This window comes from Novosphingobium aeonii, assembly GCF_052279045.1.
Classification (GTDB): domain Bacteria; phylum Pseudomonadota; class Alphaproteobacteria; order Sphingomonadales; family Sphingomonadaceae; genus Novosphingobium.
This window is the reverse complement of record NZ_CP176833.1, coordinates 1893321-1907171: the sequence shown is the minus strand read 5'-3', so window position 1 is coordinate 1907171 and position 13851 is coordinate 1893321. Positions and strand designations below refer to the sequence as shown.

Below are 13851 nucleotides of genomic sequence, written 5' to 3'. Positions count from 1 at the left end.
AACGGATGGATTTTTGCGGTATGCCGCCGTTCGGTCCTCGGGCCGTGTTTTTATGCCGGAGATGAAACCAGCAGGCCTTCCGCAGGTTTTCCTGCGGATGCCGATTGGACATCGCGCGCCGACGACCCGACTTTACCTATCTCTCAGGACCGCCAGAGCCACGCCGCATGAACGAAGTTGCCGATCAAGAGTTGATGCGTCTGGCGGCTCTGGCCCGGTACGATGTGCTCGATAGCCCCCGCGAACAGGCGTTCGATGAAATGGCGTCCCTGGCGGCGGCGATCTGCGGGACGCCGATCGCGGTCGTCAATTTCATCGGCGATGGGCGCCAGTTCTTCAAGGCCGAGGTCGGGCTTGGGGTCCGGGAAACCCCGCTGGAAACCTCGTTCTGCGCCAAGGCCCTGCTGGAAGAGGACTTTCTCCTCGTTCCCGATGCGCGGCGAGACGCCAGGTTCGAGTGCAATCCCCTTGTCACCGGCGAGCCGCACTTGCGGTTCTATGCGGGCGCCCTGCTCAAGACCGGGGAGGGGTTGCCGATCGGAACGCTCTGCGTGCTCGACTATGAGCCCCGGGCGCTGGACGAGGTGCAGGAACAGGCACTGCGGGTGCTGGCAAGGCAAACGATGACCGCGCTGGAACTGCGCCGGGCCGCGATCGAGGCCGACGGCGAACGGGCGCGTCATCGCGCCATCGTCGACAGTGCGCGCGATTTCGGAATCGTCGTGACCGACCTTCAGGGCATGATCACCGACTGGAGCGCCGGGGCCGAGAGCCTGTTCGGCTGGTCCGAGAGGGAGATCGTGGGCCAGCCCATCGCGACTGTTTTCACGGATGAGGACCGCGAGGCCGGCGTGCCGGAGCGCGAGATGGCCGACGCGGCGACCAGGGGCGGCGGTTCGGACGAGCGCTGGCATCAAAGACGCGGCGGCGAACGTTTCTGGGGAAGCGGCGAGATGTCGCCCCTGCGCGATGAGGCCGGACGGCACATCGGCTATGTCAAGGTTCTGAGGGACCGGACCGAGGAGCACCTTGCCGCGCAGCATCTGGCTACCGCCGAGACGCGGTTGCGGCAGGCGCAGGAGGCAGGAGGCATCGGCCTCTTCACCGTCGAGATCGCCGAGGATGTGCTGATCCCCACGCCCGAGTTCTGCCGTCTCTATGGAATGCCGGTGCAGGACCGCTATCCCGCCTCGGTGATCGAGACGCGGATCGTGCCGCAAGACCGTCATCTCGCATCCACGGCCGCATCGCGCAGTCGCGGCGAGGCTTCGGGCGAAGTGGAGTACCGCGTGCGCGCGGCCGAAGGCGAGGATGTGCGCTGGATTGCCCGCAAGGGGGTCATGGAGTTCGATGATGCCGGTGTGCCGCTTCGCTTTGTGGGCGTGGCGCGCGATATTACCGCGAAGCGGCAGGCGATCGCTGCACTGGGACGCAGCGAGGACCGGTACCGCGCCCTGTTCGAAGCCATCGACGACGGTTTCTGCATCATCGAGTTCATCGACGGGCCCCATGGCCCGATGAGCGACTATGTCCATGTCGAGGCCAATCCCGGATACGAGCGCCACTCCGGCATTTCCGGCGTGGTGGGCATGACGCTTCGCGAAGTGGACCCGACCGGCGCGGACGGCTGGCTGGAGCTTTACGGCAGGGTGTTGGAGACCGGCGAGCCCGTGCGCTTCGAGCGATATTTCGCGGCGGCGGGGCGGCACATCGAAGTCTCGGCGGCGCGGGTCGAGCCGCCGGAACGCAAGCAGGTGTCCGTGCTGTTCCGCGATATCGAGGCACGCAGGCGGGCCGAGCAGGCCATGCGGGCCAGCGAGGCACTGGCCCGCGAGAACATCGAACGCGTGCAGCTTGCGCTGTCTGCGGGCGCGATCATCGGAACCTGGCTGTGGGACTTGCCCACCGACCGCTTCACGGTGGACGAACCTTTCGCCCGCGCGGTCGGTCTGGACCCGGAACTGGCGCGCGAAGGGCTCAGCCTCGATCAAGTGGCCGCTACCGTTCATCCTGACGACCGGGCCGGATTTGCCGAGGCCATCGGCGATGCGATCGCGCGTGGCGGCGGCTATGCGCATCAGTACCGCGTGCGGCGCAGCGATGGCCACTACTACTGGATCGAAGCGAACGGGCGGGTCGATCACGCGCCGGATGGCACGCCGCTGAGCTTCCCGGGGGTCCTGCTCGATGTGGATCAGCGCCGCGCCGTGGAGGAAGAGCGCGACCGGGCCGCAGCGGCGCTGCGCGCGTTGAACGAAACGCTTGAGCAGCGCGTCGCCGAGCGTTCGGCCGAACTGATGAAGGCGGAGGAACAACTGCGCCAGTCTCAGAAGATGGAGGCCGTTGGGCAACTCACGGGTGGCCTCGCCCATGATTTCAACAACCTGCTGGCCGGCGTTTCCGGCGGGCTGGAAATGGTCGGAATCCGCCTCAAGCAGGGGCGCCTTGCCGACGTGGACAAATATGTGGTGGCGGCGCAGGGCTCGGTGCGGCGTGCCGCCGCGCTCACGCACCGGCTGCTGGCCTTCTCCCGCCGCCAGACGCTCGACCCCCGGCCGACCAGCGTGAACGCCCTGGTCAGCGGACTGACCGATCTCATCCAGCGCACGGTCGGGCCGTCGATCGCGGTCGAAACGGTGGGGGCAGCCGGGCTGTGGCTGACGCTGGTAGACCCGAGCCAGCTCGAGAATGCGGTCCTGAACCTCTGCATCAATGCTCGCGATGCGATGCCGGATGGCGGCAGGATCACCATCGAGACGGCGAACAAGTGGCTCGACCGCAATGGCGCGCGCACGCATGACATGCCCGAAGGCCAGTATCTTTCGCTATGCGTCACGGACACCGGCACCGGCATGACGCCTGACGTGATCGCCAAGGCGTTCGATCCGTTTTTCACCACCAAGCCGATCGGGCAAGGCACCGGACTTGGTCTTTCGATGATCTATGGCTTCGCCAAGCAATCGGGCGGACAAGTGCGGATATACTCCGAGGTGGGAGAGGGAACCACCGTCTGCATCTATCTTCCCCGCCATTACGGTGATGCGGTGGAAGAGGGCGGCAGCGCTGTCGAATCCCCGCTGCCAGGCGCAGAGGCGGGCGAGACCGTGCTGCTCGTCGATGACGAGCCCAGCGTGCGGATGCTGATTACCGACGTGCTGGAAGACCTTGGCTATACCGTGATCGAGGCGGCGGACAGTGCCGCCGGTCTGAAGGTGCTCCAGTCCGATGTGCGGATCGACCTGCTGGTGAGCGACGTCGGCCTTCCGGGTGGGATGAACGGCCGTCAGATGGCGGACGCTGGCAGGGTGGTGCGCCCGGACCTGAAAGTGCTGTTCATCACCGGCTATGCGGAGAATTCCGTGATCGGCAACGGTTATCTCGAACCCGGGATGAGAGTGCTGACGAAGCCCTTCGCGGTCGAAACCCTCACCGCCCGCATCCGGGAACTCGTGGGGGGGTGAACGCCTGTCAGGCCGATGGATCGTCGCCGGGAAGGCGGCGGGGCTGCGGCGTACCGGTGGTGCGGGTCCAGTATTCGTCCGCCCGGCGCTCGAAGGTGGGGGCGCTACGGGCGTCGCTCTGATAGAATGCGCCTCTGGCGAGGCCCGGCGCATATTCCTGTTCGACCCAGCCCCTCGGGTCGTCATGCGGGAACCTGTAGCCGACATGGCCCAGGGCGGCGGCGCCCTTGTAATGGGCATCGCGCAGATGAAGGGGCACGCTTGCGGGCGGCTGCGAGCCGACGAAATGCAGAGCCTGCGATATTCCGCGCGTGACCGAGCCCGATTTCGGTGCGCGGGCGATGTGCAGCGCGGCATGGGCCAGGACGATCTGGGCTTCGGGATAGCCTATCTTTTCCACCGCCTGCGCTGCGGCAACGGCGGTCTGGAGGGCGGTATTGTCGGCCAGGCCGACGTCCTCGGACGCATGGATCATGATCCGCCGTGCGATGAAACGGGGATCCTCGCCGCCGTGGATCAGGCGCGCGAGCCAGTAGAGCGTGGCGTCGGGGTCCGAACCCCGCATCGATTTGATGAAGGCCGAAACGATGTCGTAATGGGCATCGCCGGAACGGTCGTGGTTGATCGGAGCGGAGACATAGGCTTCCGCCAGCATCTCGTCCGTGATCCGCAGCGGGCCATCCGCTTCGTGCCCCACCGCCAGGCTTTCGAGCGTCGTCAGCGCGCGGCGGGCATCGCCGCCGGAACGCCCGGCGACCATGCGGCGCTGCTCCGGCGTCATCGACACTTCGATGCCTTCACCCGCGAGATGGTCGATCCCGCGCTGGACCACCCGCTCCATCTCCTCGATGCTGAGCGGCTCCAGCTTGAGGATAGTCGAACGGGAAACCAGCGCCGGGGTGAGGACGTGATAGGGATTGCCGGTGGTGGCGCCGATGAAGTCGGCCACGCCGTCCTCGCAGAGTGCCAGCAGATCGTCCGCCTGCGTTGCCGAGAACCTCTGAACCTCGTCCACGAAGATCAGCACCGGCTTGATCCGCGCTTCGTCGGCGATCCGGCGCAAGTCGGAGACACCCGCGCGCGTGGCGTTGAGCGGGCGGAATTCCTTGCCCAGCATCGCGCCCACGGCCCGCGCGATCGAGGTCTTGCCGATGCCGGGCGGGCCATAGAGAATGACGCTGCCCAGCGATCGCGCCGCGATCCGGCGCCGCAGGATCGAACCGGGGCCGACAACCGCTCCCTGGCCGATCACCTCGTCAAGCGTCGCCGGTCGCAGCAGCGCTGCCAGCGGCACCCGGCCCGGGCGGGTTCCAGTATCGAACAGGTCGCTCATCATCCCTCGATCCGCCGGGTATTCGGCACATGCGCTAGCGGTTTCGCCTCATAGAGCGATGGCTGGCCATGGCAAGAATGGCGGGATGGCGCTTGAAACGAACCGCTCCTGTCCTGAAGAACCGGCCCCGTCGGGACAGCCTTCAGGCCTCGGCGCGTGCGATCAGCGCGTCGAGCGCGGAGCGGCCGTGGCGCAGTTCCTCGATGATTTTTCGCAGTTCCACCGGCGTGATCCGCGACCCGCCGTCACTGTCCACTGACTGGGCCTCGACGATTCGGTGCAGCGCCTCGACGATGGCGAGGACCGGGTCCATCTGCGGGCGGGCGGTGGCCAGCGGAACCGCCCGAACTTGCGCGAGCGAGAGGAAAGGGTCGATGGCGCCCGGGCCGAATTCGCGTTCGATCCGGGCCAGGATCAGCGGATCGAGGCTGGTGGCGCGGCTGCGCGCATTGCGGATCGTGCCGTTCGAGCAATCCAGACGGGTAGCCAGTTGGCCATCGGATAATTCCCCGGATTTCTGTATGTTGCGAATGATGAGGGCAATCGCCTGGCGATAATCCTCACTCGAAAGATGTGCGGAACGCCCTGCCGTCATGATGTATCCTTCCCTTCTCGCCTTGGGGTGGCTGGGCAACAGCTTGTGACGATGGATGCGAAACTGGCCAAGACTTTGTCGACAGAATCGCTATATGGCGAGGTGGATATGAAATTCAGCCGCCGAAACATGATCGTTGCAGCGACCGCGTTCGCAGCGACCTCCTCCTCTGCCGCCCGCGCCATTGCCACCGCGATTCCGGAAAGGCCGCGTGCCCCTTCGCTGGTGCTTCCGCGCCCGGGTTCCGTGGCCCCCGTCGCACCTGCGGCGCTTCCCGTGCCGCGTGGGCCCTATCAACCCGAAACGGTCGCAGCGCCGCTGTTCCATGCCGCCATGGCGGCGCTGAACCGGCATGGCGGGCGCGTGAAGGGAGACCGAATCGGCATCGTCGATTTCTCGGCATCGTCCTCGCAGCCGCGTCTCCATCTGGTTGACCTTGAAAACCGCAAGGTCACGTCGCTGCATGTCGCGCATGGCAGCGGGTCCGATCCCGCGCACACCGGCTGGCTCCAGCGTTTTTCGAACCGGCCCGGGTCAAACGCGAGCAGCGAAGGCGCGTTCCTCACTTCGGACTATTATTTTGGCGCGCACGGTCGTTCACAGCGGCTTGTCGGTCTTGATCCCACCAACAGCAATGCGCTCGAACGCGCGATCGTTGTCCATGGGGCCTGGTATGCCGAACCGAACATGATCGGTGCGCATGGCAAGCTCGGCCGTAGCCAGGGCTGCCTTGCGGTGGGGGACAGCCTGCTTAACCGCGCATTCGACCATCTCGGCGAAGGACGCCTGATCTACGCCGCCAAGCTCGGTTGATTTCCCCCAGGGGTAGCGCACCCCAAGGGAGTTCGGCGCATCCCCGGCCGACCGGCGCGGCCGCCGATCGGCGCAGCCCTGCGGCGTTTTCGCGTCAGATCGTGACGAGCGCCGTCACGCGGTGCGAAAAAGGATGATGCGGCGTTGCGCCGCGGCTGACCTGCGAGAACATGCCGTTACCCAGAGCGGAAAGCTTCGCTTCGACCAATGGAAGGTCCTCGCCCCGCTTTACATCGAGGTGAACCATAAGTTTTCCCTTGAAATCGAGCGATATATCATCGGCTTCGACCATGGCTTCACTTAACTTGGCGAGAATTGCACTGAGTTGATCGGTTAAAGGCGTTCTGGACGCGGCGGTCCGTGCGTTAGTGGAATCGATCGAATAAACCGTTGCGTCTTTGGGCATTCGTGTCCCCGTGCTGATTACTGCCAAAACGGATCATATCACTTCAGCGCCCATAAAGAACGCTGTACCGTGTGTTTCGTTGCACATTTTTGCGGAAATCCGCCGGTGCGGCATGGGATCGTCAGTAAACGCCTCTTGTGCCGGGCGCGCGGCATCTACTCCGAAGCGGCGGGAAGGGTGAGGATGACGAGCAGGCCTGGGCCGTCCTGCCGGTCCTCCAGCCGGATCGATCCGCCGGCAAGGTTCATCGCCTTCACCGCGATCGACAAGCCAAGGCCGCTGCCGGGAAATGCCGAAGAGCCGCGCTCGAAGCGGCGGAGCAGGCGTTCGCGCTCCGCCGCTGGAACGCCGTCGCCCCGGTCCCCCACGGTCACCACCAGCCGATCCGCGCCGCGCACGATCGCAATGTCGATGTGGCCACCATCGCGGGCATGGCGCACGCCATTGTCGATCACGGCGGACAGCGCGATCTGGAGCGATGCCGCATCACACCGCCAGCGGACGATGTGATCGGGCGTGACCGTGAATTCCATCGCATCGGCGGGCAGGTGCAGCAGGGTTTCCGCCACGACATCGGCCACCAGCGCATGGACATCGACCGAGCGGCTTGAAACTGCCGTGGCATTGAGCCGGGCGAGCGTGAGCATCCCGTCTATCAGGTCGTTCGCCCGGTCCACGACGCCCAGCAGCCGTCCCGTATCGTCCCGCAGTTCGGCGGGCGCGGTCTTGCGCAGGATCTGCGCCTGCGCGCGGATCGCCGCGAGCGGGGTGCGCAGTTCGTGGGCAACGTCGTCGGTGAAGGCCTGCTCCAGTTCGTAAGCCTGATCGAGCCGCGAGAAGAGCTTGTTGAGCGCTATGATCAGCGGCCCGAGATCGCGCGACCAGTCATCCGGCACCAGCGGCGTGAGATCGGCGAGCGAGCGCGCATTGAGTGTGGAAGCCAGCCGTTCCACTTCAGAAAGGCTCTTGCGAAGGGTCCACCAGAGAACCACCATGCCCGCGCCGATCAGCAGGATCAGCGGCAGCGCCAGCTTGCGCAGGACCGGCACCATCGAGAATTCGCGCATGGCGTCCCGTTCTGCCACGACGACGAGCAGGCGAGGGTCGCGGCCGGGCAGGCCATAGCTGCGCCAGCGATCACCGACCGCGGTGAAATCGTGGAGCCCCGCGGCTCGGGGAACCTGGCTGACCGGCGCTCCCCAGCCGGACTGGGCAACCGGCCTGCCATCCCAGAACACGGCGAACATGCACCAGTCGTAGGATGCGTGGAACGCCTTGCGCTCTTCGGGCGAGAGCAGCGGATCGTCGTCCGCCAGCCCCGTTCCCCGGGCGGCCAGCACGCCTGCTGTCAATTCGTCCTGCATCATCATGTAGAGCAGGCGGGAGGCGTTCACGAGCTGGGCGTCGGATGCGCGGCCGATCTCCCGGTTGGCCACGGTGTAGATTACGGTGCCCATCCCCAGTCCGGTCAGCGCCAGTAGCAGGAGCACGCGGCGATAGAGCCGGGTGGAGAGCGAGGGCCGCTTCACGTCTCCTGCCCCCCCACCATGTAGCCGAGGCCGCGCGCCGTCCGGATGAAATCGCGCCCGAACTTGCGCCGCAGGGAGGAGATGGCGACTTCGACCGTGTTGGATTCGACCCAGTGATCCTGGTCGTAAAGCTCGCCCTCGAGATCGGCCTTGGACACGAAACGCCGGCTGCGCCGCATGAGCAGGGCCAGCACACGGTATTCCTTGGCGGTCAGCGCCACGTCCTCTCCTGCCAGCGAGGCAACGTGTCCGGCGAAATCCAGCGTGACGTCGCCGATGCTCACGCTGTTATCCTGCCGGCGGTCCTTGCGGCGAAGCTGCGAACGGATGCGCGCGGCGAGTTCCTCGAGGTCCACCGGCTTCACCACGTAGTCGTCCGCTCCGGCATCGAGCCCGGCGACGCGGTGCTGGGTGCGGTCGAACGCGGTGATGATGATGACGGGGGCAGTATTGCGGGCGGAGCGAAGCTGCCGGAGCACTTCGAGGCCGGACATTTGCGGCAGCCCGATGTCGAGCAGGATCACGTCGTAGGGGCTGACGCTGGCGGCGGCGAGAACCTCGTCGCCGCGCATGAAGTGATCGACCACGTATCCGTCGAGTTCGAGAGCGCGCTTCATCGCGGCGCCGAGATCGAGATCGTCTTCCGCAACCAGCAGGCGGGGCAAGGCACGGCTCCCAGCGAGATTGAACGCCCGGCAACGGGACCGGCAAGGCTTGAGCCTTGGCTCGCGAAACGCCGGACTACGCCAGCTTCCAGCCGCCCGTCAAACCGCGAGAGATCTTTTTTGCGCCATCAGCTTCGCATCAGCTTCGCGGCCTAGGGGCGCTGATCGACCTGAACGCAGGCGCCGTTTCCGGAAGCGAAAACGCTGCGGACGGCGACAGGAACGGCTAACGAAAACATGACGATACACAAGTCCCCGCGAGAGATCGCGTCCTATTCCTCCCTCGAATCCGCTTTCGGGAGTGTGCCGGTGCGAAGCCGGGGCGCTCTGGCGCCCTGCGTGGCCCTTATCGGCTGCGACGGTTCGGGCAAGTCCACGCTTGCGCGCGATCTCGTTGCGCTGCTGGACCGGCAGTCTCCCACGCGGTCGATGTATCTCGGGCTCGGCACGGGCGATCTGGGGCGCCGGATCGGCGAACTCCCGTTGATCGGCCGGCTTGCCGAACGGTTTCTCACAGGTAAGGCAAAGAAGGCGCACGAAGGGCCGGACAAGCGCCTGCCCGGGCTTGCCACGGCGCTGGCCATGTTCGGCTTTTCGCTGGCGCGGGGCCGCCGGTTCCGCAAGGTGCTCGACTACCGCCGGGGCGGCGTCCAGGTCATTACCGACCGCTATCCGCAGGCGGAAGTTCCCGGCAGCTTCGATGGCCCTGGGCTTTCGTGGAAACGCAGGGGTTCGGCTGTGGTGGAACGTCTCGCCGCGCGGGAACGGGCGCTTTACGACGACATGGCCTCCTATCGGCCGACCGTGGTGATCCGCCTCAACGTCGATGTCGATACTGCCCTTGCGCGCAAGTCCGATCACCAGCGCGACATGCTGGAGAAGAAGCTGGCCGTCGTACCCACGCTGCGTTTCGGCGGCGCGCAGATCGTCGATGTCGATGCGACCCGCCCCTATCACGAAGTGCTGGAAACCGTTCTCGCCGTGTTGCGGCGGTACGGGCTGCACAGCTGATCCTTTGCCGACGATCTTTCATTCAGGCCTTACGATGAACAAGACAACTCTACCGCCCCTCATCGCCGTTATCGGTTGCGATGGTTCCGGCAAGTCGACCGTGACCGAAGCACTGCGCGCCTGGCTGGAGGAGCGGCAACCGGTGCAGATCTGCCATCTCGGCAAGCAGTCCGGCAATATCGGCCGCCGGATCGCGCGCCTGCCGCTGCTGGGCGGTAAGCTCGACAAGTCGATCCATGCCAAGGCGCGGAAAGCCCAGACCGACAAGGGCCCCGGGCTGCTGGCGGCACTGGTGATCTATGCGTTCTCGATGCGGCGCGTGCGCCGTTTCCGCCGGATGATGCGGCTGCGCCGGGAAGGCAATGCCATCATCGCCGACCGTTTTCCGCAATTGGGCGTGCCCGGGCCGATGGACGGGCTGGGACTTGCCAGTGCCGGCCGGTCTGGTCTCGTGGGCTTGCTCGCCCGCTCGGAGCGCCGCCGCTACGAGGCGATGGTGGTGAACCGCCCCGACCTCGTGATCCGTCTCAACGTCTCGCTCGACGTGGCGGTGGCGCGCAAGCCGGACCACCGGCTGTCCTCGCTCGCCCGCAAGATCGCGGACGTGCCGCTCCTGACGTTCGAGGGCGCTCCCATCGTCGAGATCGATGCGGAGCAGCCCCTTGCCGAGGTGCTCATGCTTGCCAAGGCCGCCATCGAGGAGCGCCTTGACCGGAACGAGGCGCCTTCCTCATCGCCGTTGCAGGAGCGCGCGGCGTGATCAGGACCCTGCCCATGAAGCAATGGTTTGCCGATGGGGTGTTCCGCACCATCGTCCGCAATGCCTCTTACCTCGGTTCCAGCAAGCTGGTGGCCGCATTGCTCGGCCTCGTTGCGCTGGCCTGCGCCGGGCGCGGCATGAGCCCGGCGCTGTTCGGCACGCTGGTGCTGATCCATTCCTATGCCAATGGCGTAGGCGCGCTGGTGAAGTTCCAGACCTGGCAGTTCATCGTGCGCTACGGCGCCCCGGCGCTGGGCCGGGGCGACGTGGACGAACTGCGCGACGTGACCGGCTTCGCATTCGGGCTCGACCTTGCCAGCGGGCTTGTCGGTCTTGCGGGCGGGCTGGTCCTGCTGCCGTTCCTTGCCGCATGGTTCGGCATCGGCGCCGACGATGTCGGGCTCGCGATGCTTTACTGTACGCTGATCCCGACGATGACGGCGGCGACGCCCACGGGCATCCTGCGCGTGCTGGACCGGTTCGACCAGATCGCCGTGCAGCAACTGGCGACCCCGCTGCTGCGTGCGGTCGGCGGTGCGATCTCCTATTTCGGGCACTTCGGCTTCGCCGGCTTCGTGCTCACCTGGTACATCGCCGATCTCGCAGGCGACCTCTGCCTGTGGTTCATGGCAGTGCAGGAACTGCGTCGGAAGGGCATTCGCGGTGCGCTGCGTCCCGGCCTGTTCGGTCCCGGCCGCCGCCTTGCCGGGGCCTGGGACTTCGTGTGGACGACGAACTTCGCCCACTCGATCTGGGCGGCGTGGGGTCCGGTGAGCAATCTCATCGTCGGTGCCATGCTCGGCCCGACGAGCGCGGGCCTGTTCAAGATTGCGGCGACCTTCTTCGATTCCGCCAGCAAGCCGGCCGACCTGCTGTCCCGCAGCTTCTATCCCGAGATCATGCGTCTTGATCCGACCAGCCGCCATCCGTGGCAGCTGGCGATACGCAGCGCGACCATATCCGGCGCGATCGGTTTCCTGATCCTGCTGGTGGTGATCCTTGGCGGCGAGCCGGTGATCGGGCTGGTTTTCGGCAAGCGCTATGTCGAGGCTTACGACCTGCTCCAGCTTATGACCATTTCGCTGATCGTGACGATGGCCAGTTTCCCGCTCGAATCCCTGCTCTACATGGCCGGGCGCCAGCGGTCTTCGCTGGTGGCGGAGGGCAGTGCGGCGCTGGGCTATGCGGTGCTTCTTTTCGCGCTGATCCACATGTTCGGCATTACCGGGGCGGGCCTGGCCTATGTCGCCGGGGTATGCCTCAAGGCGCTGTTCATGCTGATACCCACGCTCTGGGCCTACCGGGAGCGGCACCGCCTTTCGCATATCATGGCGCAGGGCGCGCAGGCATGACGGTGCGGTCCATCAGGAGCCGGGCGACGAACCGGGAAGAGGTGTTTACGCCCGAAACGCTGGAGGCGCTGTTCGAGGCGGTCGAGATGGACGATGTGGTCGATCCCGTCGTCAGCCTGCCCGATCCGATCCCGGTGGATTGCACGGAAGCGGAAATGCGGCGCTGCCTCTCGCTCTGCGTGGAATTCTGGCGCGCGGGGACCGATCGCGGTGCCATGCGCGATCTTGCCGGAACGCTCGTGCTGACGGGCGACCTGCCGCAGGATGCCCGCGTTCGCTACAAGCATATCCGCGCGCGCTACAAGCAATTGCGTTTCGCGCTGGTGCTTTACGGCCGAAGGCACAAGGCGCCGCTGCTGTTCCGCTCCACCGTGGCGGTGATGGGCCACTTGCAGGATTCCTTCCGCAACCGCAGGCGCCTTGCCGTGCTGGGCTACGGCATGGCCTTGCGCCTGATGATGGCTCGGCCCGTGTGGATGGCGGTGCTTTGGGAACTGCGGCGCGTGCGGCTTGACGATGCGGACGGGTTCCTTGCCTTCCGCCGCAGGGAGTTCGCGCGGCTGGACCGGGCCCTGGCGGGCGGTCCGGTAACGGGGCACGCCTTCCACGTCATGCGCAAGATCGTCAGCCGGCAGGTCTCCTACTACGATACGCGCCGGACGCTGGAACCGGAGGAGAACCTCTACCGCATGTCCCGCTTCCTGAGCGCGATCAACGGGCTGATGGGCAGCATGCACGACGATCTCGTCGAACAGGCGGGTGCCGGGCATCGGGACTATCACCGGGATCGTTTCCCGCTGCCCGAGGATATCGGCCGCCGGCTTGAGGCACTGACGGCGGCCTGCCTGGGCGAAAGCCCGACCGGCGCCGTCATTGCGGCGCGGGGCATGCCTTCGCTGGAGCCGGCGGAATGACCGGAGCCTTGCTCCGCGCCGCATAACGCCGGGCAAGGGTGGCGCAGACGAAGAGCTGCGCCTGGTGGAACAGCATCAGCGGCAGCACGATCATGCCCACCGCGTGCCCGGGGAACAGGATGGTGGCCATGGGAATTCCGCCCGCCATGCTCTTTTTCGACCCGCAGAAGACGATGGCGATCTCATCCTCCACCGGGAAGGAAAGCGCGCGGCTGGCGAGCGTGGTCAGCGCGATGACCAGCGCGAGCACGGCGATGTCGATGGCGAGTATCGCCGCAAGGCCGGGGACCGAAAGCTGGCTCCAGATTCCCGCGACCATCCCGGCGCTGAACGCGGCGTAGACCACGACCAGAACCGAGCCCCGGTCCACCACTGCCGTCAGCCTGGGATGGCGTTGCAGCCAGCCGGCGATCCATGGCCGGATCGCCTGCCCGGCCAGGAACGGCAGCAGGATCTGGAGTGCGATGTCCTCCAGCGCCTTGGGTGAGAACCCACCGGTAGCGGCAGGCAGGACGCGGGCGACAAGGAGCGGGGTGATCACCACGCCGAGCAGGTTCGAAACTGACGCGCTGCACAGCGCGGCAGGGACGTTGCCCCTGGCGATCGAGGTGAAGGCGATGGAGGACTGCACCGTCGAGGGCAGCAGGCAAAGGAACAGCAGCCCGGTGACGACATCGTTCGGCAGATGGCCCCGTGCGATCAGGCCGACCCCGAGGCCGATCAGCGGAAACAGGATGAACGTGCTGGCGAAGACAAGGGCCTGCAACCGCCAGTTGGCCATGCCGGACCAGATCGCCTGCGGCGCAAGGCGGGCACCGTAGAGCAGGAAGAGCAGCGCCACGGCGCCGGTCACGCCCTTGTCGACCAGACCCGCCGCGCTGCCCCGCGCCGGCAGCAGGGCGGCCAGCGCAACGGTGGTAATCAGCAGCAGGAGGAACCGGTCGACAGGCAGCCGGGAGAGCGCCTTGCGGATCGTGGTCATGGGCGTGTCTTTCCGTAGGAATCGAAGTGC

General features: G+C 66.2%; 12 protein-coding genes. 6 read left to right on the top strand and 6 right to left on the bottom strand.

What is annotated here, in order from left to right:
- The first annotated feature begins 167 nt into the window (after window positions 1-167).
- Window positions 168-3461, top strand: coding sequence for a PAS domain S-box protein (locus ACLIMP_RS23785; RefSeq protein ID WP_443478488.1), 3294 nt, complete (start codon window positions 168-170; stop codon window positions 3459-3461).
- A gap of 7 nt (window positions 3462-3468) precedes the next feature.
- Here the strand turns inward: ACLIMP_RS23785 and ACLIMP_RS23780 are convergent, their stop codons facing one another.
- The gene (locus ACLIMP_RS23780) at window positions 3469-4797 is read right to left on the bottom strand and encodes a replication-associated recombination protein A (RefSeq protein ID WP_324699259.1); all 1329 of its coding nucleotides are present in this window, start codon (window positions 4795-4797) and stop codon (window positions 3469-3471) included.
- 139 nt (window positions 4798-4936) lie between these two features.
- Window positions 4937-5389: a hypothetical protein gene (locus tag ACLIMP_RS23775; RefSeq protein ID WP_054437358.1), complete on the bottom strand. Its 453-nt coding sequence runs from the start codon at window positions 5387-5389 to the stop codon at window positions 4937-4939.
- 108 nt (window positions 5390-5497) lie between these two features.
- On the opposite strand from ACLIMP_RS23775, the gene ACLIMP_RS23770 reads away from it, so the two are divergent.
- Window positions 5498-6202, top strand: coding sequence for a murein L,D-transpeptidase catalytic domain family protein (locus ACLIMP_RS23770; RefSeq protein ID WP_443478487.1), 705 nt, complete (start codon window positions 5498-5500; stop codon window positions 6200-6202).
- A 94-nt stretch (window positions 6203-6296) separates the two neighbouring features.
- Here ACLIMP_RS23770 and ACLIMP_RS23765 read toward each other — a convergent pair whose 3' ends face one another.
- The 3 genes from ACLIMP_RS23765 to ACLIMP_RS23755 form a co-directional block, all read right to left on the bottom strand.
- Complete coding sequence (locus ACLIMP_RS23765) at window positions 6297-6608, bottom strand: hypothetical protein (RefSeq protein WP_324699262.1); 312 nt, start codon at window positions 6606-6608, stop codon at window positions 6297-6299.
- 155 nt (window positions 6609-6763) lie between these two features.
- Window positions 6764-8137: a sensor histidine kinase gene (locus ACLIMP_RS23760; RefSeq protein ID WP_324699263.1), complete on the bottom strand. Its 1374-nt coding sequence runs from the start codon at window positions 8135-8137 to the stop codon at window positions 6764-6766.
- Window positions 8134-8802 (bottom strand): response regulator transcription factor, encoded by a 669-nt coding sequence (locus ACLIMP_RS23755; RefSeq protein ID WP_054437353.1) that lies wholly within the window; start codon window positions 8800-8802, stop codon window positions 8134-8136. Before ACLIMP_RS23755 ends, ACLIMP_RS23760 begins: the two co-directional genes overlap by 4 nt.
- 237 nt (window positions 8803-9039) lie before the next feature.
- Here ACLIMP_RS23755 and ACLIMP_RS23750 point away from each other — a divergent pair, with 237 nt between their 5' ends.
- From ACLIMP_RS23750 to ACLIMP_RS23735, 4 genes are read left to right on the top strand one after another with little or no spacing between them, the layout of a single operon-like run.
- Window positions 9040-9813 carry a nucleoside/nucleotide kinase family protein gene (locus ACLIMP_RS23750; protein WP_324699264.1) on the top strand — a complete coding sequence of 258 codons (774 nt, stop codon included), beginning with the start codon at window positions 9040-9042 and terminating at the stop codon, window positions 9811-9813.
- Between the two features lie 34 nt (window positions 9814-9847).
- A complete protein-coding gene (locus tag ACLIMP_RS23745; protein WP_324699265.1) occupies window positions 9848-10573 on the top strand; it encodes a nucleoside/nucleotide kinase family protein in 726 nt (241 codons plus the stop codon).
- Window positions 10570-11925 (top strand): lipopolysaccharide biosynthesis protein, encoded by a 1356-nt coding sequence (locus ACLIMP_RS23740; RefSeq protein WP_443478486.1) that lies wholly within the window; start codon window positions 10570-10572, stop codon window positions 11923-11925. Before ACLIMP_RS23745 ends, ACLIMP_RS23740 begins: the two co-directional genes overlap by 4 nt.
- The gene (locus ACLIMP_RS23735; protein WP_324699266.1) at window positions 11922-12839 is read left to right on the top strand and encodes a hypothetical protein; all 918 of its coding nucleotides are present in this window, start codon (window positions 11922-11924) and stop codon (window positions 12837-12839) included. Before ACLIMP_RS23740 ends, ACLIMP_RS23735 begins: the two co-directional genes overlap by 4 nt.
- On the opposite strand, the gene ACLIMP_RS23730 is transcribed toward ACLIMP_RS23735, so the two are convergent.
- Window positions 12796-13821 carry a bile acid:sodium symporter family protein gene (locus ACLIMP_RS23730; RefSeq protein WP_324699267.1) on the bottom strand — a complete coding sequence of 342 codons (1026 nt, stop codon included), beginning with the start codon at window positions 13819-13821 and terminating at the stop codon, window positions 12796-12798. The two genes, ACLIMP_RS23735 and ACLIMP_RS23730, sit on opposite strands and share 44 nt — an antisense overlap.
- Window positions 13822-13851 lie beyond the last annotated feature (30 nt).

Excerpts from the sequence above, each read along its gene's own strand:
- ACLIMP_RS23770 (WP_443478487.1), top strand. The coding sequence starts at position 5,498 with ATGAAATTCAGCCGCCGAAACATGATCGTTGCAGCGACCGCGTTCGCA.
- ACLIMP_RS23775 (WP_054437358.1), bottom strand. The coding sequence starts at position 5,389 with ATGACGGCAGGGCGTTCCGCACATCTTTCGAGTGAGGATTATCGCCAG.
- ACLIMP_RS23730 (WP_324699267.1), bottom strand. The coding sequence starts at position 13,821 with ATGACCACGATCCGCAAGGCGCTCTCCCGGCTGCCTGTCGACCGGTTC.
- ACLIMP_RS23765 (WP_324699262.1), bottom strand. The coding sequence starts at position 6,608 with ATGCCCAAAGACGCAACGGTTTATTCGATCGATTCCACTAACGCACGG.
- ACLIMP_RS23785 (WP_443478488.1), top strand. The coding sequence starts at position 168 with ATGAACGAAGTTGCCGATCAAGAGTTGATGCGTCTGGCGGCTCTGGCC.
- ACLIMP_RS23735 (WP_324699266.1), top strand. The coding sequence starts at position 11,922 with ATGACGGTGCGGTCCATCAGGAGCCGGGCGACGAACCGGGAAGAGGTG.
- ACLIMP_RS23750 (WP_324699264.1), top strand. The coding sequence starts at position 9,040 with ATGACGATACACAAGTCCCCGCGAGAGATCGCGTCCTATTCCTCCCTC.
- ACLIMP_RS23745 (WP_324699265.1), top strand. The coding sequence starts at position 9,848 with ATGAACAAGACAACTCTACCGCCCCTCATCGCCGTTATCGGTTGCGAT.
- ACLIMP_RS23780 (WP_324699259.1), bottom strand. The coding sequence starts at position 4,797 with ATGATGAGCGACCTGTTCGATACTGGAACCCGCCCGGGCCGGGTGCCG.